The following is a 20,473-nucleotide window of genomic DNA, read 5'->3' as shown; positions in this document are numbered from 1 at the left end:
ATTTAAATCAATTCGCAATATCACTAATAAACTTAATCCTTAAGATTCTAACTTCCTCATCCGTCAAATCATCTCCGTATTCTGCAAGAAGCGTTTTCATACTGTCGCTTTCAGAATTTTTCATAAAATCCATAAATTCTTCTACTGTGTCTTCGTCAAAGTTTTCGTTAACGTAATAGTCGATATTCAGTTTTGTCCCTTGGTAAATGATACTTTCCATCTCAGAAAGAAGTTCCGTCATCGATATGTTTTTTGCTTTCGCAATATCTTCCAGATCAATTTTCTTATCCGTATTCTGAATGATGAAAACCTTGTGACTGGACTTGTTAGCAACTTGCTTTATGACAGTATCCTGAGTTCTTTCGATCTCGTTTTCTTCAACATATTTTTTGATAAATTCGGCAAAGTCTTTACCATATTTTTTCGCTTTACCCTCGCCAACGCCATAGATTTTGGCCACTTCTTCGACAGAAACTGGATATTGAACGGTCATATCTTCAAGACTTGGATCCATAAAAACCGTGTAAGGCGGGATTCCGTATTTTTTGGCGACCGTTTTTCTAAGTTCCTTCAATTGCCCGAATAATAACTGATCCAAACCGCCTCCAGCCTGGATTTGAACCTGCTCATTGTCCGCCTTTGTTTTGGATTGAGCAAGATCATACTCTCTGTCTTCAGCAATCTGGAAAATGTTTTTTGATTTTCCGCTGATGACTTCTTGTCCTTTTTCAGAAACTTTCAGAACTCCGTACGTTTCGATGTCTTTTTTAAGATAATCCTGGACTGTTGCCTGTCTGATGATGGATTTCCAGTAGTTATCACTTTCAGATTTTCCAAAGCCAAAATATTCAGTTTGTTCCAATTTATAAGATTTGGTAACTGCAGATTCTTTTCCGGTAATCAATGAAATTAAATCTTTGGTTTTGAACTTTTCACCCAAAACTTTTATCATTTCAAGGACTTTTTTCAGGTCTTTGGTTGCATCTTTTAAAGTCGGTGGATTGCGCGAATTATCGCACATCAAAGCACCATCACCTGTGACAGGATCAAAAATTTCCCCAAAATAATAAAGCAAATACTGTCTTCTGCTCATGGATGTTTCGGCGTAACCAACAACTTCATTCAGAAGCTGAAGACCAATTTCTCTTTCGGACACAGGTTTTTGAGCCAAGAATTTTTCAAGCTTTTCAATGTCTTTCGGATCGTAAAATGCGAGACAATAGCCTTCTCCTCCGTCTCTTCCTGCACGGCCAGTTTCCTGGTAATAACTTTCCAGAGATTTTGGAATATCATAATGGATAACAAATCTTACATCCGGTTTATCAATTCCCATCCCGAAAGCAATAGTTGCAACGATGACATCCGCCTCTTCCATCAAGAATTTGTCCTGATGAAGAACTCTTGTTTTCTGATCCAAACCTGCGTGATAAGGCAAAGCATTCACGCCATTCACCTGTAAAAGCTGAGCGAACTCCTCTACTTTTCGTCTGCTAAGACAATAAACGATTCCTGATTTCCCTTTATGCTGATTGATAAATCTTACAATCTCCTTATCGACGTTAACTTTCGGACGGATTTCGTAGAATAGATTGGCTCTGTTGAAGCTTTCTTTGTAAACCAAAGCATTGTTCATCCCCAAGGTTTTCTGAATATCATCCTGAACTTTCGGTGTTGCAGTGGCGGTAAGTGCAATTACGGGAACATCTGCAATTTTATCAATAATACCTTTCAGATTTCTGTATTCCGGGCGGAAATCGTGTCCCCATTCGGAGATACAGTGAGCTTCGTCTATCGCTACAAAAGAGATTTGTACATTTTTAAGAAAATCAACATATTCTTCTTTTATCAATGATTCCGGCGCTACGTAGAGTAATTTGGTTTTCCCGGCAGTGATGTCGTCCATCACCTGTTTTGTCTGGGTTTTATTAAGTGAGGAATTAAGAACATGAGCAACGCCTTCGTCGGATGACAATCCGTTTACAGCGTCCACCTGATTTTTCATCAAGGCAATCAATGGTGAAACTACGATTGCCGTTCCTTCCGAAATAAGTGCAGGCAACTGATAACAAAGTGATTTTCCGCCACCAGTCGGCATCAGAACAAAGACATCTTTACCATCTAGAAGTTCAGTTATTATTTGCTCTTGCTGGCCTTTGAATTTAGAAAATCCAAAATATTTTTTAAGTTCGGCAGATAAGTTGATGTCTTTTGTGTTCATCCTTTAATATTGTTTGCTAAATTTGCATATTATTGAAGGTTATACAAATTATTGATAGTAATTTCTTAGCTTTTATAGATAAAAAAATGAAGCCTAAAAACTTCATTTCTTGATTTCAAATTATTGAAGTGAAGATACAAAATTAATATTATTAAACAAAATAATTAAACATTTTAAAATTTTGGATCCGAAAGAAATTCTGTTTAATGCGCATCAGGCGCTTGATATTGAAATAAGTGAACTTACAAACCTTCGAAACCGACTAAATGACAGCTTTATCAAAAGTGTTTTAACAATCAATGAAGTCAAAGGAAAGTTAATAGTTGTCGGCATCGGAAAATCTGCGCACGTGGCCAATAAAATAGTTGCTACGCTCAATTCCACAGGTACACCTTCTCAATTTCTTCACGCGGCAGAAGCCATTCACGGTGATCTTGGAGTGATTCAAAAACAGGATGTTGTGTTGTGCATTTCGTATTCCGGAAACTCGCCGGAGATTGTCAATCTTCTGCCATTTTTAAAAGAATATTCCACCGCACTCATCGCAATGACAGGAAATACCGAAAGTAAACTGGCAAAAGCGGCTGACATTGTTTTAAATACCCACGTGGATAAAGAAGCCTGTCCAAATAAACTGGCTCCGACAAGCTCTACAACTGTCCAAATGGCTTTGGGTGATGCACTTGCTGTTTGCCTTATGGAACTGAAAGACTTTAAAGAAATTGATTTTGCAAAGTTTCATCCGGGTGGAAGTCTTGGAAAAAATCTTACGGCGAAAGTGGAACAGTTCGTTTCTAACAATAAACCTGAAATTACATCGGAAGCATCAATAAGAGATATTATTATCTCTGTAAGCGGATCCAAACATGGCATTACTGTAGTGGTAGAAAATAATGAAATAATCGGCGTCATTACAGACGGTGACATTAGAAGAATGCTACTGAATCAGGATGATATCTCGAAAGTGAAAGCTGCTGACATCATCAGTAAAAATCCTAAAACCATCGATAAAAATAAACTTGCAAAAGAAGCAATGCAGATTTTAAAGGAATATAATATCGGGCAATTGGTAGTTACAGACGAAAATCAATATTTTGGTATCATAGATATTCATAAATTGCTGGACGAAGGAATTAATTAAATTCTAGCTTTGGAGAGTTTTAGAATATTAGGTTGCGAATTAAAAAATTAAATTTAAAATCATTTATCAATAATCATTTATCTTTTATAAATAATAATGAGTGAAGAAAAAGAAATGTCCTTTCTTGGGCATATTGGGGAGCTAAGATCGCATCTGGTAAGGTCGATTCTGGCAATCGTTGTTTTGGCGATCATCGTAGGATTCAATATCAATTGGGTAATGGATCATATTTTTTTTGGACCTACAAGGAGTGATTTTTTCACTTTCAAAGTAGTCAATCATTTTTCCAGAGAACTTACTGGCGCAGATAGTTTTATAATGCCTGGTAAATTCAGTGTTCAGCAGAAACAATTGTTTCAGCAGTTCAACGTGATGATGGCAGTTTCTATATTTTCCGGAATTGTTTTGGCCTTTCCATACATCGTGTGGGAAATCTGGAGATTCATAAGTCCAGCGCTATTGCCTGCAGAAAGAAAAAACTCCATTTTCTATATCAATTCTGTGTGGATTCTTTTTATGCTTGGCGTTTTGACCGGTTATTTTTTGATTTTACCTTTCGCGATTAATTTCGGGTTACTCTTTACCGTTTCGGACAATATTGTTCAGCTTTTCGATTTATCAGATTACACGACTTTATTTCTTCAGGTCACGATGGGAATGGGTGTTGTTTTTCTTTTCCCGATCGCAGTTTATATCTTAACATCCATTGGAATTTTGACACCAAAGTTTCTACGGACTTACAGAAGACATGCCATCGTTTTGATTATGGTTGTCGCGGCAATTATAACACCGGCAGATGTTCTGAGTATGATGGCTGCAGCACTTCCATTGGTTTTACTTTATGAAATCAGCATCATAATGTCGAATGTGATTTACAAAAAAATACAGAAACAAAACATAAATAAAGATCTGACCAAATCTTAATTTTATAAGAAAGTAAAAAAAGAAAATCAGCAATAATTAATATTGCTGATTTTTTATTTAACGATATAATAGGTTTAGGCTTTTACAATTTCTTTCCTTATTCTGCTGAGAGAAGTATCAGTAATCCCGAGATATGACGCCATATTTTTAAGCGGAGCAAATTTCAGCACGTCGGGTTTAGCTTGAATCAGATCCAAGTAACGCTCTGTTGCTGATTTGGTTATAACTTCTACAGAACGCTGCTTCAGGTAAAATAATTGATACGACATCCACGCTCTTCCCCATTCTGCAAGTGCTGGAATTGTTAAGAATAATTCCTGAAAATCATCATAATCAATCTTCCAAACAACACAATCCGTTTCTGCCTGAATATTTTCCATCGAAGGAATTCTTTGAAAAATTGAAGACGCTTCTATAATAATATCGGATTCTGTAAAGAAATTAATGGTAATATCATTGTTATCGATATCAAAAACAAAAGAGCGCACAACGCCGGATTCCAGGACAAAATACGCATTGGAAACCTCATTCTCTTTCAGGAAAAAATCGCCTTTTTTAAAAGATAATTTTTCGTGCTTATCAAAGATTAATTTCAGATCTTCTTCTGAAAATGCGGGATGCTGGTAAATATTTTTCAAAACCTCCATAAAATAAAAAAAAAAACGGAAAATCTAAAATAATAGATTTCCCGTTATAATGGATGATTTATTTTTAAAATTATTTCAAAGCGTTCACTGCTCCTTCATAATTTGGCTCCTGTCCTATTTCCGGAACTTGTTCTGTATAAATAACTTTTCCGTTTTCATCCAAAATTACTACAGCTCTGCTCAGCAATCCTTTCATTGGAGAATCTATCAAAGTCACGCCATAATCCTCACCAAAATTCCCTCTGAAATCTGATAATACTTCTACATTTTCAAGGCCTTCCGCTGCACAAAATCTAGTCAGTGCAAAAGGTAAATCTCTGGAAACATTGATGACAACAGTATTTTCCAAAGCGCTTGCCTCTTTGTTGAACGCTCTTGCAGATGCTGCGCAAACACCAGTGTCTATGCTAGGAAAGATGTTCAGCAGGATTCTTTTCCCAGTGAAATCTGCCAAATGCTTTTCTGAAAGATCCGAACTAACTAATGTAAATTCCTGAGCAACAGTTCCAATTTCCGGCAACTCGCCAACGGTATTGAAAGGATTTCCTTTAAGTGTAATCTGTGACATTTTCTTTAAATATTTTTTTCAAAGTTAATGGTTGCTTAATGAAATGTCAAAACTTTGATTCTACTTTAATAAAATTTAACTTTTACTATTAATTAATATGTTATAATCGACATTACAACAAAAATCATAGTATTACTGCCATAAATTTACTATAAAATACGTATTTTTGTGACTCAAAACGAAATAAAATCAACTAAATAATGTCAGAAAAATCAAAAATTATTTACACGCTTACGGACGAAGCACCGATGCTTGCAACGCATTCCTTTTTGCCTATCGTAAAGGCTTTCACATCTGTTGCAGACGTCGACATTGTTGCTAAAGACATTTCACTTGCAGTCAGAATTCTTGCAAATTTCCCAGAGTATCTTTCAGACGATCAAAAGATTGGTGATGCGTTGGCAGAATTAGGACAACTGGCTACGACTCCGGAAGCAAACATTATTAAATTACCAAATATCTCTGCATCTGCGCCTCAATTGGAAGAAGCAATCGCAGAATTACAAGCTAAAGGTTTTGCGTTACCAAACTACCCTGCTGAACCTAAAAATGACGAGGAAAAAGCAATCAAAGCTAAATATGCAAAGGTTCTTGGATCCGCAGTAAATCCAGTTCTTAGAGAAGGGAATTCTGACAGACGCGCTCCAAAAGCAGTTAAGAATTATGCAAAAGCAAATCCACACAAAATGGGCGCCTGGGCATTTGACAGCAAAACCGATGTTGCCAATATGGAACAAGGCGATTTCTACGGAACAGAAACTTCTACAACAGTAGAAAGTGATTCCAAATTCAAAATCGTTTTCTTCGGAAATGACAGTTCTGAAAAAGTTTTGAAAGACCTTGCGCCACTTAAAGCTGGTGAGGTAATTGATTCTTCTGTTTTGAATATCAATTCATTGAAAGCGTTTGTTCAGGAAGCGATTGAAGAAGCTAAGCAAAGAGGTGTAATTCTTTCTGCGCACCTGAAAGCGACAATGATGAAAGTTTCTGACCCGATCATCTTCGGAGCGATCGTTGAGACTTTCTTCAAAAATGTTTTTGATAAATACAAAGAGACGTTCAAGGAATTGGACATCAACCCAAATAACGGATTGCAAAATCTTTACGATAAAATTGCCGGAATTCCACAAGAAGCTGATATCAAAGCTGACATCGACAAAACTTTGGCCGATGGTCCTAAAGTAGCGATGGTAAATTCTGACAAGGGCATTACCAACTTCCACGTTCCTTCTGACATCATCGTTGATGCTTCTATGGCAGCATTAATCAGAAATGGCGGAAAAATGTGGGACAAAGCTGGCGCTGAAGAAGATACAGTGGCTATTATCCCAGACCGTTCTTACGCAGGATTCTACCAAGCGGCAATCGATGATATGAAGAAAAACGGAGCGCTTGACCCAAAAACAATGGGTTCTGTTCCAAACGTAGGATTGATGGCTCAAAAAGCTGAAGAGTACGGATCTCACGACAAAACCTTCCAGGCAGAAGCAGATGGAACAATCAAAGTTCTTGACGAAAATGGAAACACTTTGCTTGAGCAAAAAGTGGAGAAATTTGACATCTTCAGAATGTGTCAGACCAAAGATGCACCGATCCAGGATTGGGTGAAATTGGCTGTCAACAGAGCAAGATTGTCTGATACACCAGCAATCTTCTGGCTAGACAAAGCAAGAGCGCACGACAGAGAAATGATCAAAAAAGTGGAGAAATATCTTGCTGATCACGACACCACTGGATTGGATATCAAGATCCTGGATGTGAAAGATGCGATGACAGAAACTTTGGAAAGAGCAAGAGAAGGTAAAGACACGATCTCGGTTTCTGGAAACGTTTTAAGAGATTATTTGACAGACCTTTTCCCAATTCTTGAGCTTGGAACTTCTGCAAAAATGTTGTCTATCGTTCCATTGATGAACGGTGGTGGTTTGTTCGAAACCGGAGCTGGAGGTTCTGCCCCAAAACACATCGAGCAATTCATCGAGGAAGGATATTTACGTTGGGATTCTCTTGGAGAGTTCCTGGCGTTGCAGGCTTCTTTGGAACATTTGGCTCAGACTCAGAACAATACAAAAGCTCAGATTTTGGCTGATGCATTGGACGAAGCTAACGCTAAATTCCTGGCAGAAGACAAATCTCCGGGAAGAAAATTGGGAACTATCGATAACAGAGGTTCGCACTTCTACTTGGCAACTTATTGGGCAGAAGCTTTAGCAAATCAAACCAAAGATGCGGAAATCGCTGCTAAATTTGCGCCTGTTGCAAAAGCATTAACAGAGAATGAAACCAAAATCAATGAAGAATTGATCGGTTCTCAAGGTAAAGCTCAGGAAATCGACGGTTATTACAAACCGGATTTCCAAAAGACAGATGTTGCAATGAGACCTTCTGAAACACTTAATACAATCGTGAACGGAATCTAATCCGTGTTAAATATTATATAAAACCCTCGGCAAATGTTGAGGGTTTTGTCTTTTAATTATATTTTTGGGCAGCTTAATCCGTCTTCCGTCCCCAATCTTTTTTCTAGCGCTTTTCCCAGCGCAAAAAAGGATTTCCACTCAAGCCGGGCTGCAGTGATTCAATGGTAATAAAATATTGTAAATTATTCATTCATAATTTATAAATCATAATTAATTATAAGCTTTTTGGTATGAAAAAAATCTTCATTTTTTTTCTTTATGTTGTTGGGATGTCACAGCTTACGGCTCAGGACAAAATAGATAAAGCAGTCCAGAATCTGGAACAGAATTATACGCAGGAAAAAGTCTATCTTCTTCTGGATAAAGACAAATATGTTGTTGGGGATAATATCTACTTCAAATCTTTTGTCTTCAATGGCTACGGCCGTTCAACCATTTCTAATACACTTTTTGTTGAATTGTATGACCACAACAAAAATCTGGTGGACAAGAAAAACGTCTATCTGAAAAATGGTGAAGGCGACGGAACATTCGTCCTCAATGATTTTCTGAATGAAGACATATATTTCATAAGAGCCTATACAACCTGGATGGCGAATTTTCCCGAGGAGTTCAACTATGTGAAACAGGTTCCGATTTACAATCCGAATTCTGAACAGAAATTAGTTCTTGATAAAAATCTTAAATGGACCGCCAACGTTTTTCCGGAAAGCGGAACTTTCATCGATAATATTCCTACCAAAGTTGCTGTCAGATTGTACTCGCAAGGGATTCCGCCAACGAGTTGGAGCGGCTACGTCATAGATTCTGAAAAACCGAATGAGAAATTAGCAACTTTTAAAAATCTTGATCAAAATGTAAGTGTATTTACAATCACGCCTAAAACCGGGAAAACTTACAAAGCAATTATCGAGGATAATAAAGGCGTTAAACAAACTATAACTTTGCCTACAGTAGCAAATTCAGGAATTAATCTTCAATTGGCAGGCGATCCTAAAGGTATTAATTATAAACTAAGTGGAACTGATCTTCCTCAGGGATTGCAAGGCTACAGTATTATTGGAACCATTAATAATCAATTGGTTTACAGAGCAAATATAAAAACTACTACAAGTGAAGCTTCAAGCAATATCCCGAACAAGGTAAGTAATGATGAGACTGCGGTTTTAAATATTACCATTTTTGACGATAAGCAAAATCCTGTAGCACAAAGGCTCTTTTTCGTCAACCCAAAAAAATTAAATCTTGATGAACCAACTTTGGCTTTGTCTCTGAATAATGAGCCAAGAGCTTTCAATAGTTTTGATATAGAACCAGACGAGGATTATTCAAATTACACAGTTTTGGTAAGAGAAAATAACCCTTCTGAAAACACAAATGAAAACACAATTCTGAGCATAAAGTGGCTGACCGGAGATTTCACTTCTTCCATCTACAATCCGGCGCAATATTTTGAAAAAACGGCTAATTCGGATGCGCTCGACGCCTTATTAATCTCAGAAAAATGGAAACGTTATGACTGGGAATCTCTTTTATCAGGTAAAGTTCCAGAATTCAATTACAAACCGCAGAAAAACCTCTCCTTTAAAGGAAAAGTAACTAATAACGGAAGATTTATCCCAAATAAAAATATCAATCTTTTACTGAAGACAGAAAACTCAGATAAAAACTTTGTTCCCGTAATTACGGATGATAAAGGTTTTATTTATTTGGACAATATCTATTTTGATGAACCTCTGACGGTTTCTTATTACCTTAATAAAGACAAAAACCAATCCTCAGATTCTGATAACCTGAATATTAGTTTCGAAGCTTTGGTAAACAGTATTCCGTACAAATCTGCATTGCCACCTACCAATTATCGCTTAGTAAATGATAAAAATATTGTACAAGATCCGGCAATTGCAAAAGCGCTACAGAATAGAAAGAACAATAAGGGAATTGATGATTTTAACAAAGAAACATTGATTGAAGAAGTAAAAGTAACTGCCAAAAAAGTAGATAAAAAAGCAGAACTTGACAAGGAACTTTCAAGTGGACGATTCAGCAGTATGAATGCTACCATTTTTGATCTGGTAAATGAAAACCAGGATGCACAAACTTCGCAAAATATATTGCAATGGCTGCAGGGTCGCGCTGCCGGATTGACTTTTACAATGGACAGCTCCGGAAATTACATTCCTAGTATCCGTGGTTCACAGGCGAGTTTGTTTCTTGACGAAATGCCCGTAGACGCAAGTATGATCAGTTCGCTCCCGATCAGCAGCATTGCAATGGTGAAAGTTTTAAAAAATGATGGTTTGGTAGGTAATGCCGTTGCAATCTACACACGACGTGGAAATATGATTGCTGAAGAAGATAAAAATGTGGAAAAGGTTAACAAATTAGTTCTTAAAGGTTATGATAAATCAATCGAATTTGAATTGCCGGATATCACAAGTGATGCCTACAAAAAAATAACGAAAGATACACGCGAAACATTATACTGGAATCCGTCATTGTCCGAAAACGGCGGACTGGCTCCGAGAGCAAAATTCTTCAATAATGATGAAGCAAAGAACAGACAAATCATCATTATTAGTTTTGATAAAAATGACAAAATGCTTTATTATAATGAAATTGTGAAGTAGTGTTAATTAAAATATAAAAAAGGTTTTCTCAGCAGAAAGCCTTTTTTTATGGTGTGATGTTTGGTTAAAGATATTCAAATATTAATATAAAAAATTACCATTATGCCTTACATCACAAAAGACATTGACAAAAATTACAGTATTTATTACGAAGATTTCGGACAGGGACAACCTGTTATTTTGATTCACGGCTGGCCATTGAGTGGAAAATCCTGGGAGCCACAAGTCGGCGCATTATTAGATGCCGGCTACAGGGTTATTACTTATGACAGAAGAGGATTCGGAAAATCACAACCATCTCTGGATGCATATGATTACAATGGTTTGACTGCAGATCTTGAGGAATTGATTTCAAATTTGGATCTTCAAAACGTTGTATTAGTCGGATTCTCAATGGGTGGCGGAGAAGTGGTTCGTTATCTTACAAATAATGGCGCAGACAATGTTGATAAAGTAGCGTTGATCTCATCCATCATTCCTTTGGTAAAACAAAAAGACGATAATCCAGATGGTGTTCCGGAAAAAGACCTGAACGAAATTCTTAAAAATTTGAAAAAAGACCGTGTAACATTCCTGGAAGGTTTCCATAAGAATTTTTACAATTACGGAATTTTATCCCAATCCGTAAGTCAGGCACAACTAAACTATGACTGGAGTATTGCGTCCCAAGCCACTCCTATTGCAACGATAAAATGTGCAGAAAGCTGGGCCAACACAGATTTCCGTCCGGAACTTCAAAATGTGACTGTGCCCACATTGATTGTTCACGGCGATGATGATCAAATTGTACCGATAAAAACTGCCGGTGAACAAGCCGCAAAAGGAATTGTAAATAATCAATACCACGTGATTTCCGGCGCACCGCACGGACTGAATGTAACGCACGCCGATGAACTGAACGAGATTTTGATTAATTTTCTTAAAAGCTAAAATGCTGTTACAAAAAATAAATACATTGTAATAATAAAGACTTTCTGTAACTGGAAAGTCTTCTTTTTTGCTACCAACTCACTTTCTCCTTCTCCTCAAACGGAACTTCAGGATTCAAAATTTCTGCAATCAGGTTTCTGATAGAATCTTCCACTTCAGAATCTTCAATATCAATAAAATTAAGATTTTGTGGACCATTATTCACTTCGGCGAAAGACCAGATTGCAGTTTCTACATTTTCCGGTTTTATTTTCAGAGAATTGGTGATGCAGAATTTATAAATTGATAACTGCAACGCTTGCTTATAATCGTCTCGGAAAAATAATTCCGGAAGTTTTTCTTCTTTATTTTTGCCAAGATTAATAGTCAGATTTTTCGGTTTCGCTGTTTTATAATCAATAACTCTGGTGATGCCGTCGAGTTTGTCGATTCTGTCGATGAAACCGTAGAAACTGATTTTGTCCTTTCCGTTTTTATCAAGATAAAAATCAGAGTTGATTTCTTTTTCAAGGTCGATGATTTCCAAAGCCGAACCATTTTTTACCAATTCCAGATCGTACTCTACAATGTTCCGCACTACCCTTTTGGCGATTTCTTTGTGGATGAAATTCATTCCGCGTTCATAGAATTCGGATTGGTGTTTTAGCTTTTCGATGGCATCTTCTATCGATTCATCCACTTTTACAAGTAAATCTTCTAAATCGTTAATGGATAATATTTTACCTTTGATTGGCTCGTGTAAAAACTGTAATGCGTAATGAACGAGATTTCCATAATTTCTTTGAGAAAGTTCCTCTTCGATTTCGTTCGTTTCCCTTGTTTTAAGGATTTGATTGAGGTAAAAATCGATTGGATTATAAAGATAAGTCACGAGATGTGAAGCAGAAACGCGGTTTTTCCATTCGTTCAGAAGTTGCATTACGGCTTCATTTTTTTCAATCTTCATTAATTTCTGAGAGATCGGTTCGGATGTATTTTCGATGATGATATGTTCGATGTTATGCGGGCTTTCCATTTCCAATTGCGTAATGAAACGGCTTTTCTCTCCAGTGTTTACACCCGAACTCAACGCATTGAAAAGCAGATGGACATTCTGAGAATCCTGAATCAATCTGTAAAAGTGATAAGCGTAAATGCTATCATTTTCAAGGAAAGTATTCAATCCAAAATTTTTGCGGACATCAAACGGAATGTATGTATTTTGCGTATTTCCTAATGGCAATTTTCCCTCATTCACAGAAAGTAAAATGATATTTTTGAAGTTCAGAAGCCGGGTTTCCAACAATCCCATAATTTGAAAACCAGCCAACGGTTCGCCCACAAAATCGATGCTTTCTGTATTTACCAACTGATTGATCAGAACCTCTAAAGTTTCAATTATGATTTCAATTTTATAAGGCAATAACTGATTCTTGATGACTTTGAAAACTTTCTCAAAATGTGCGATATTTTCATACTGAATATCATCCAGTTCTTTGAATTTCAACTCGTAACAGAATTTGATTAATAAATCCAAAAAGTTTTGAGTAGATTCCGGTTTTTGAAGAAGCTGAAAATAACTTAGGTTTCCCAGCAATTCCTGCAAGAGATTTTTTGAAATATAAACGATATTGCGTTGCTCAATCTTTGCAATGAATTCCTGAATGATTGCACTGTCTATCTCGTCATTTGGCAATTCTTCCAATATTGGTAAAACGTCGGCGTAATAATAGCTGGAAGACTTTTTCTCTTGTTGTTTCTGAAGGTAAAACAGTTTTTTGATGGCGTTGCTGAATGATAGATTTTTTAAAGGAAAACCCATCGTAATATTCACACTTTCCACGGAAGTCAAGCTGTCTAAAACAGCTGGCAGAAGATTTTCGTCCAGCAAAACCAAAGCAGTTTCTGACAATTCTTCTTTCGGAATTTTCTTCAGAATTTCGGGTAAAACTTTTGCCTGAACGATATTTCCGGAAACTTCATAGGTTTTGATATTTTTTAGTTGAGAAAATTGATCATCAATCCAATTAAAGTTTCTATAAAGATCAAATTCTTTCCACTTTATCGTATCTCTCAGAAACTTTCCGGATTCCTGTCTTTCATCATTAATATAATATTGATCGGCTTGGAAATAGGTTTCGGCTTTGTTCCATTGCAAGAGTTTTCTTACCAGTTGCTCCTCAACTCGCGACAAAGCATTGAAACCGCAAAAGACAAAATAATTTTGAGTGGATTTTGCAAACTTCTCCAATTTTGAATAGGTTTCCTGGTAAATCATTCCGGCAGTGGCAAGGTTTTCTTTCCTTAAATCTGATTTCAAAAGTGGCAGAAACTCATTCATTTTCCGCCAGAAATTGAGGTTCCTTTTTCTAGCGTTGTCATCATCGCCAAGATCTTCGCCCCAATTTTTGATGCGCTCTTCGTCCAGCATCCATTCCAGGATTTTTTGGTCATTTTCTGAGAATTTCATCATATCGTCCCAATCCTTTTGCAATGTTGGAAACCATTTGAGGAAGCCTGAGAAATCTTCGGAAGAATCTACTTTCTGATAAGTTCTGTAAGCGAAAAGCCAAAGTGCAATTCCTTTGATTTCCAAATCATCTGAAAGTTCCGCAATGAGCTCGTCTATCGTGACAAAATTTGGAAGAAGTCCCTGATATTGCTTTTCCTGCAAGATTCTTTTGATGAAAACCATTGGACGCTTTCCAGGTAAGACGATATCCAAACCCGAGAGATCTTTGTGATTTTCTAATAATTCTGAAATGATTCTTTGAAGAAACTGCATAAAAAAAGCCTTTTGGAGTAAAGGCTCAATTTAATTAATTTTCGTTGACTTTGAAAATATATTTGATAACTGCAGTAAATTTTTAACGCAAAGGCGCAAAAATCTTTTTGGAAATTACTGAAAATATTTTTAAGGTCGCAAAGCGATAAAACTCAGCAAAGCAATAAAAAATATATTCTCGCAGATTTTGCAGATTGTTTTGATTTTTAGAAATCTTAATCTTACGACGAAACCCATAGCCCCGATTGCAGTGGAAATCCTTTTTTGCGTAATCTTCGAGTTCTACTTAATGGAAAAGTCTTTCTGCAAAAAGATTGCAACAGAACGCGGGATTTAGCTACAAAAAACTATTCCACCACCACTTTTTTCTCTAGGAAAGTATTAGCTCCTGCAGCATCTTTTCCAGTGAAGAATTTGAAAGTGTAAGTTCCGGTTTTTACAGGTTTAAAACTGATTCGGCTGCCGTCAACATAAGTTCCGTCTGAACAGGCTTCGTTGGTTTTGTATCCAAAATTAGCAATCGTTCTTACAGAATCATTGGTATATTGATAATCGTAACTGTAAATCCCTTCGCACGTTCTGGTAAATGTAGAATACACTTTGAAATCTTGTGTAACACCCAAAGTCATTGTATCCATCGGAATGGTTACGCTGTCGGTTTTCTGTGCGTAAACATCTGTAATCTCTACATAATCGTCATTGTCTTTGCAAGATGTTGCAGCTAGAGATAACACTGAAATCACTGATAAAATAAATACTTTCTTCATAATCATTTCTTTATTTAGTTGTTAAAATTGCCTTTTGATATGTAAACGACTTTTTTGGTGTCGAAAAATTCTTCTTCGAAATAATTTTTGAGCTGAAAAATCTCACATCTCAATCCTGCCAGTTCCTCGCCAAGATCTCCGCCTTTTAGATAAATCACACCGTTGTGTTTTGGATTGAATTGGTCTTTCTCGAATTTGCCTCTCAGCCAGGTCAGGAAAACCGGCATCTGCGTCACGGCTCTGCTGACTACGAAATGAAATTTCTCTTTCAGCTGTTCAGCTCGCATGTGGTGCGCTGTCACATTTTTGAGACCAAGACTTTCTGCAACGCCTTTAACTACTGTGATCTTTTTTCCGATGCTATCTACAAGCGTAAACTGGGTATTTGGAAAAAGTATGGCTAGCGGAATCCCGGGAAAACCTCCTCCGGTACCGATGTCCAGAACTTTTGTATTGTCTGCAAACTCCATTACTTTTGCTATTCCCAAGGAATGTAAAATATGCTTTTCGTACAGACTGTCTGTATCTTTTCTGGAGATGACGTTGATCTTTTCATTCCAATCTTTGTAAAGAATTTCTAGTTCTGCGAACTGATCTTTCTGCTCGCTGGAGATATCGGGAAAATATTTTAAAATTAATTCTAAAGACATAGAGCGAAATTATGAATTTTAATAGTATTAATAACAAAAAACCATCAAAAATAATTTTGATGGTTTGTAAATTTGATGAATAAGTTTTATTTCAAAACTTTCTTAGTCATTGTTGTATTTCCAGATCTTGCTTTGACGATGTACATTCCGTCCGGCAGATTGGTTTTATTAATCAAGACTTCTTTTTTTGAAGTTTTGGATTCAAAGATTAATCTTCCCAAAGCATCATAAAGGCTTACCTCGTCCAGATTATTAGGAGAATTAACAATAAAATTCTGAATATCTTTATAAATCTGGATTCCTTTTTTCACAGCATTATCTGTTCCTAAAGTTTCCAGAGATTTGTAAACAATTTCGAATCTCTCTTCATATTGTCCTGCACTTGTATAAAAAGTATAAGGATTGTCTGAGATGTTAAATACCTTGTTGAGATATTTGTCTTTCAAATAAATAGTTTGTCCCGAGTTAAAGATTCCCTCTTTATCATTAATTGAAATAGTATAATTACCAGTAACAGAAGCTTTGAAACCTAACGTTACATTATCACTGTTTGTGAAATTTTCATCTTTTGCCTGGATGGCAAGTTTGTGACTGTCCAGAACGTTCCAAAAAGAATCACTTCCGATAGAGAGCAAATCTGCATCATAATCATTATCAAATCCATTGGTAGCCTTGGCGATGTAGCCTATCAGTATTTCGTTGTTGACGTTTGACGGAGACTTTAGCTCCAGCCAGAATCTGTTTTTCTGTGATGTAGTTTTGTTGTAATAATTGGCAGTATCTGCTGTTCTTATACTATTATTGAAGGTTAAAGTTTCATTTTTCCCAGCTGGTTTTGCCTGGATTATAAATCCTTGTCCCACAGAAATGTTACCGTTTGGCTTTCTGTTATTAAATCCGAAATAAGTTGCAGAAGTACCACCCACAGCGGTTTCTATTGCATAATTATTACTGGAGTAGGTACTTCCCTGCTGATACATTACCTGCCCATCATTATTGGTCCAGAAATAAGCAACACCGTAGATTTTGCTACTATTCAGTTCATAAAAACTGTCAAAATTGATATTAGATGGATATGGATTTCCTACCATATTGTAACCGTGGGCCGCGTTTGTCCATTTTAGTTTATAAGTTGCAACGTCCCCATTCTGTGGTTTACCTACAAATTCGAACTTGGCCGGCGTGGTCTCAACAGTTACAGTTTCGGGAAAACTGTTCTTTCCTCTGATGGCATAACCTCTGGCAGGTTCTAATACGGAAGTACTATTAAGTGTGATTTCATTAGCAATAGTGGTTACAAAATAATCATTTGCCTCGTTGTAAACATAGAATCTGTTCCATGGCGTTCCTGTACCAGTTGTAGCTGCCTGATTGTATCCTTCTGAGAATTGGTAAAGATTCTGACCAATCACTGGTGAAGACCAATAATTATAACCCATCTTAGGAATTACGGCCGTTTTCTTTACGGATATATTACCGATATTCTGAGCGTTTCCAGTTTGTAAAATGTTGGCATTATTTTCCACTGAGAAAGATGCTGCTGCCGCGTTATTTACAATTTGACCATTAACTTTAATGTAATCACCTGTGTTGACCGTAAGTGCAGCACCTGCGTTGATTGTCAAATTATTGCTTTCAAAAGTACCATATAGTGAGGTACTGTAGTTGGTATCTATAATTGCATTTTTCGTAGCAGTTGGTGTTCCATTGCTCCAGTGCGGGTTGGAAGAATCCAGCCATATTGTATCGTTCGAAGCATAAACGTAGTTATAAACTATACCATTGATAACCGGTCCGATGCCTTGTGGCAAAAACTGCATTACTAAACTTGAGTTACAGTCATAAAGATACAGACGAAGATATAATTTTTCTTGTGGATTAATCTTTAAATCTGTAATATTAAGAGTGGTTGTGCTGTAAGAAGCGCTGGCAGCAAATGTACCGGATGCTGCAACTACGCTATTAGAAAAATCTATATTTTTAGAATATCTCAGCTCATATTTACCAGGATTGTACCCTCTTGAAATGTAGCTGAAAGATTTAGGTTCAATAGTTTTTTTCGTGCTCGTATTATCCAATACAAATTGTACGTACTTAGAAGTATCCAAACTTGGATTCGAAATTCCGCTGAAAATAAATATTGGTGTCGATTCATTTCCGATTGACTTTGTAACGCCACCATTAGTCGTCATTTCGGTAGAATTGATAAATGACTGGAATGGTGTTCCAAAATAGGTATTTTTATCCCACCAGATAAGTGCCGACTGTGATGGTGCAGAAACATTTACAGCAACTGTAGCATAGTTGGAAACACCATATTCATTAGTTATACGGTACGAAAATGAATCTGCTCCCGTATAATCTTTATTTGGAAGATAATTGATGCTGTTATCACTATTGAGTGTAGCAATTCCGTGGGCAGGTTTCGTAAAAGAAATAGTCCCAACTTTGTTGCTGTAATCATCATTATATAAAACATTGATGTCAATATCATTGTTTATACTCGTGTTAGCTACATCGTTATAAGCTGTAGGAACTGTAGAACTGGATTCAACCGTACCTTTAAAAAGTGGTCCGAAATTCTGTCCGTCTTTTAGAAACAAATGAACAGCATTCCAAGTATTATAAAAATAAATTCTGATATAAAGTGTTTGACCATCAGTTGCAATCGGCGAAGGAAAGTTGGTGATGGAAAAATTTGACATACCGCTGTTTATAGTTGTTTCCGGCAGTACAGTTACAGGACCGGAAAAACTACTGTTGATAGAATAATCTACCCTGATCTTTGCGTCACCGCCCTGTGATGCACAGCTAAAATTAAATTCTGAAAGATTAAGCTTATATCCCTGCGAAGGGCTTACCTTCAATTGTATGTACTTATTTGGGTCGTAAGCCTGATCGTTCTTGGTTGGCCAGTTGTTTGTCTGAAAGGCATTGAATCCACTTATCGATGGATATTGCACATAAGAAAGAGGAACTGTAGCGGTAAGGTTGCTAACTGTAATGTGACTTTGATTAAAACTTGGAGAGTAATTTGAATTATTCCATCTTACCAATTCTGTCTGCGCAGAGAAGATGTTTGCAATGAATATTGCAAACAGGAAAAATAAACTTTTTTTCATCTGTTGTTATCTAATTAAAAATTAACATTGCAAATTTAAACGTTTGTTTAACTATCAAATCTTAACATGTGATAAGAAAACACATTTTTAAACTTTAAAATTTTATGGAAATATTCTTTGAAAATAAGATTTGGTCATCAAAGAAATAATTTGTATATTGGTTAATTATAATGCAATATTATTATTAATTTTATAAAAATAAACTATACTAACGGTCAGGATGCTGATATAGAGGCAAAAACCACCCCTAAGGACAGTCCTGTTTTACAGGATGTAGTAGGTCTGTAGATTAGTTCAGGCTGATTTTTTTGAAGAAATCCTTCCTGTCTTTCAGTTCTAGTATGTTGTAAATATTCTTGATATGATACTTAACTGTACTCTCCGTTATGAATAGTTTTTCAGCAATTTCTTTATTAGACAATCCTTCTGCCATTAGTTTCAATAGAGCTTTTTGTCGGTCTGTCAATTTTTCAGAATGTATAATTGTGGATTCTAAGCTGACAGACTTTTCATTGAAATAATAACTTTCGGAATAGGAAGTCAGATCTTGTTTGATCTGTTCTATTTCTTCTTCCATCCTTTCTTTCTCGATTTTTAGGTTTTTACTTTTGGAAAAAGAATAACCAATCAGAGAAAATAAAACAAAAGCAACAATTGTCGCCGCTATTTTTTCCCAAAAAACAGACTTGTTCAGAAGCGCTTCTTTTCTTTCTACATATTTTTTGTCGATAACATGCATCTCCGAAACTTTGTTTTCCAGGTCTTCAATTTTTCTTAAAGAATCTACTTTCAATCCAACAGCATAAGCTTCTTCCAGCAAGTTATTTTCTTTGTAAATTTTTTCCATTTCAGATGCAGCATAGGTCTCATATTTCAAAATGCCACAGCTTTTCGATATTTTAAGGCTTTGCATATACAGGCTTTTTACCTTTATCATATCTTTTTTCTGATTGTAGAGATCCATCATTCTTATCATTACAATAGGAAGATTACAGTAATTTGCCGATTTCATAATTTCAAAAGCCTGCTCATATTTCAGTTCTGCTCTATCATACTTTTGATCTCTTAAAAAAAGATAGCCTTCCTGCATCAGGATATAGGATTGATCTTCCGGAATAATGTGAGAATAGTTCTGGACAGCGATGCGGTCCATCACTTTCTTTGATTGATCATATTGCTGATTATCGAAATAGGCAAAAGCATATTCATAATCCAGCTTCATTCGCAGGATATTATGCTTAGGAAGCTCTTTTGCAATAGCGGAGGATTTATTAAGGTAATCTATGCAGGTCATATAATCGTTTACACTGCGATATGTTGCAGCCAGATAAAAAAGAACATTAGCCTCTTCTTCTTTGGAGAGATTGCCTGAGAATAATAAATCAGAAAGTTTTTTTTGAGATAGTATTTGTTTTCCCTCCCTGTTATATCTTATAATTTCTTTTTCAAGAAGATTAATATTCAGTTCCTGTGCATTGATAAAACCAAAACAAAGCGATAGAAATACGGCTAGGTAAATTGTAAATTTTTTATTCATGCGTGCTATAAAAGTCTCTTCTAAAATCCATTAATTTCTTTAATTGATCTTTTGTAAGAAAAATTATTCGCAAAAATAATTAATTATGAACATTATTCGTTGAGTATAAATACTTATTTTTAAATTAATTTCAAGAAAACGGTTAGCATTTCATT

General features: G+C 36.1%; 13 protein-coding genes. 5 read left to right on the top strand and 8 right to left on the bottom strand.

What is annotated here, in order from left to right; translation table 11 throughout:
- Positions 1 to 7 precede the first annotated feature (7 nt).
- Positions 8 to 2,218: a DNA helicase RecQ gene (recQ, locus tag OPU68_RS04330; protein WP_498472767.1), complete on the bottom strand. Its 2,211-nt coding sequence runs from the start codon at positions 2,216 to 2,218 to the stop codon at positions 8 to 10.
- 181 nt (positions 2,219 to 2,399) lie between these two features.
- Between recQ and OPU68_RS04325 the strand changes: the two genes are divergently transcribed.
- Both OPU68_RS04325 and tatC read left to right on the top strand, forming a co-directional pair.
- A complete protein-coding gene (locus OPU68_RS04325; RefSeq protein WP_498472766.1) occupies positions 2,400 to 3,359 on the top strand; it encodes a KpsF/GutQ family sugar-phosphate isomerase in 960 nt (319 codons plus the stop codon).
- Between the two features lie 96 nt (positions 3,360 to 3,455).
- Positions 3,456 to 4,283 (top strand): twin-arginine translocase subunit TatC, encoded by an 828-nt coding sequence (gene tatC, locus OPU68_RS04320; RefSeq protein ID WP_498472765.1) that lies wholly within the window; start codon positions 3,456 to 3,458, stop codon positions 4,281 to 4,283.
- A 74-nt stretch (positions 4,284 to 4,357) separates the two neighbouring features.
- Here tatC and OPU68_RS04315 read toward each other — a convergent pair whose 3' ends face one another.
- Both OPU68_RS04315 and tpx read right to left on the bottom strand, forming a co-directional pair.
- On the bottom strand, positions 4,358 to 4,930 hold the full coding sequence (locus OPU68_RS04315; protein WP_498472764.1) for a Crp/Fnr family transcriptional regulator: 573 nt from the start codon (positions 4,928 to 4,930) through the stop codon (positions 4,358 to 4,360).
- 70 nt (positions 4,931 to 5,000) lie between these two features.
- Positions 5,001 to 5,498 (bottom strand): thiol peroxidase, encoded by a 498-nt coding sequence (gene tpx, locus OPU68_RS04310; protein WP_498472763.1) that lies wholly within the window; start codon positions 5,496 to 5,498, stop codon positions 5,001 to 5,003.
- Positions 5,499 to 5,698: 200 nt separating this feature from the next.
- Between tpx and OPU68_RS04305 the strand changes: the two genes are divergently transcribed.
- The 3 genes from OPU68_RS04305 to OPU68_RS04295 all read left to right on the top strand — a co-directional run bounded on the left by OPU68_RS04305 (position 5,699) and on the right by OPU68_RS04295 (position 11,478).
- Positions 5,699 to 7,918, top strand: coding sequence for an NADP-dependent isocitrate dehydrogenase (locus tag OPU68_RS04305; protein WP_498472762.1), 2,220 nt, complete (start codon positions 5,699 to 5,701; stop codon positions 7,916 to 7,918).
- 230 nt (positions 7,919 to 8,148) lie between these two features.
- Positions 8,149 to 10,548 carry a hypothetical protein gene (locus tag OPU68_RS04300; RefSeq protein ID WP_498472761.1) on the top strand — a complete coding sequence of 800 codons (2,400 nt, stop codon included), beginning with the start codon at positions 8,149 to 8,151 and terminating at the stop codon, positions 10,546 to 10,548.
- A 102-nt stretch (positions 10,549 to 10,650) separates the two neighbouring features.
- Positions 10,651 to 11,478: an alpha/beta fold hydrolase gene (locus OPU68_RS04295; RefSeq protein ID WP_498472760.1), complete on the top strand. Its 828-nt coding sequence runs from the start codon at positions 10,651 to 10,653 to the stop codon at positions 11,476 to 11,478.
- 70 nt (positions 11,479 to 11,548) lie between these two features.
- On the opposite strand, the gene OPU68_RS04290 is transcribed toward OPU68_RS04295, so the two are convergent.
- From OPU68_RS04290 to OPU68_RS04270, 5 genes are all read right to left on the bottom strand, one after another.
- Positions 11,549 to 14,242, bottom strand: coding sequence for a PD-(D/E)XK nuclease family protein (locus OPU68_RS04290; protein WP_498472759.1), 2,694 nt, complete (start codon positions 14,240 to 14,242; stop codon positions 11,549 to 11,551).
- Between the two features lie 347 nt (positions 14,243 to 14,589).
- Positions 14,590 to 15,009, bottom strand: a complete 420-nt coding sequence (locus OPU68_RS04285; protein WP_498472758.1) for a hypothetical protein — start codon at positions 15,007 to 15,009, stop codon at positions 14,590 to 14,592.
- Positions 15,010 to 15,023: 14 nt separating this feature from the next.
- Positions 15,024 to 15,659 (bottom strand): 16S rRNA (guanine(527)-N(7))-methyltransferase RsmG, encoded by a 636-nt coding sequence (gene rsmG / locus OPU68_RS04280; RefSeq protein WP_498472757.1) that lies wholly within the window; start codon positions 15,657 to 15,659, stop codon positions 15,024 to 15,026.
- A gap of 86 nt (positions 15,660 to 15,745) precedes the next feature.
- On the bottom strand, positions 15,746 to 18,781 hold the full coding sequence (locus tag OPU68_RS04275) for a DUF8693 domain-containing protein (RefSeq protein ID WP_498472756.1): 3,036 nt from the start codon (positions 18,779 to 18,781) through the stop codon (positions 15,746 to 15,748).
- 289 nt (positions 18,782 to 19,070) lie between these two features.
- Complete coding sequence (locus tag OPU68_RS04270) at positions 19,071 to 20,318, bottom strand: LuxR C-terminal-related transcriptional regulator (protein ID WP_498472755.1); 1,248 nt, start codon at positions 20,316 to 20,318, stop codon at positions 19,071 to 19,073.
- Between the last annotated feature and the right edge of the window lie 155 nt (positions 20,319 to 20,473).

It is taken from the genome of Chryseobacterium sp. TB1-D10 (genome assembly GCF_059803555.1).
The sequence above is the reverse complement of the archived record's forward strand: the minus strand, read 5'-3'. Positions and strand labels throughout refer to the sequence as shown.

Excerpts from the sequence above, each read along its gene's own strand:
- OPU68_RS04275 (WP_498472756.1), bottom strand. The coding sequence starts at position 18,781 with ATGAAAAAAAGTTTATTTTTCCTGTTTGCAATATTCATTGCAAACATC.
- rsmG (WP_498472757.1), bottom strand. The coding sequence starts at position 15,659 with ATGTCTTTAGAATTAATTTTAAAATATTTTCCCGATATCTCCAGCGAG.
- OPU68_RS04295 (WP_498472760.1), top strand. The coding sequence starts at position 10,651 with ATGCCTTACATCACAAAAGACATTGACAAAAATTACAGTATTTATTAC.
- tpx (WP_498472763.1), bottom strand. The coding sequence starts at position 5,498 with ATGTCACAGATTACACTTAAAGGAAATCCTTTCAATACCGTTGGCGAG.
- OPU68_RS04305 (WP_498472762.1), top strand. The coding sequence starts at position 5,699 with ATGTCAGAAAAATCAAAAATTATTTACACGCTTACGGACGAAGCACCG.
- OPU68_RS04300 (WP_498472761.1), top strand. The coding sequence starts at position 8,149 with ATGAAAAAAATCTTCATTTTTTTTCTTTATGTTGTTGGGATGTCACAG.
- tatC (WP_498472765.1), top strand. The coding sequence starts at position 3,456 with ATGAGTGAAGAAAAAGAAATGTCCTTTCTTGGGCATATTGGGGAGCTA.
- recQ (WP_498472767.1), bottom strand. The coding sequence starts at position 2,218 with ATGAACACAAAAGACATCAACTTATCTGCCGAACTTAAAAAATATTTT.
- OPU68_RS04290 (WP_498472759.1), bottom strand. The coding sequence starts at position 14,242 with ATGCAGTTTCTTCAAAGAATCATTTCAGAATTATTAGAAAATCACAAA.
- OPU68_RS04285 (WP_498472758.1), bottom strand. The coding sequence starts at position 15,009 with ATGAAGAAAGTATTTATTTTATCAGTGATTTCAGTGTTATCTCTAGCT.
- OPU68_RS04270 (WP_498472755.1), bottom strand. The coding sequence starts at position 20,318 with ATGAATAAAAAATTTACAATTTACCTAGCCGTATTTCTATCGCTTTGT.
- OPU68_RS04315 (WP_498472764.1), bottom strand. The coding sequence starts at position 4,930 with ATGGAGGTTTTGAAAAATATTTACCAGCATCCCGCATTTTCAGAAGAA.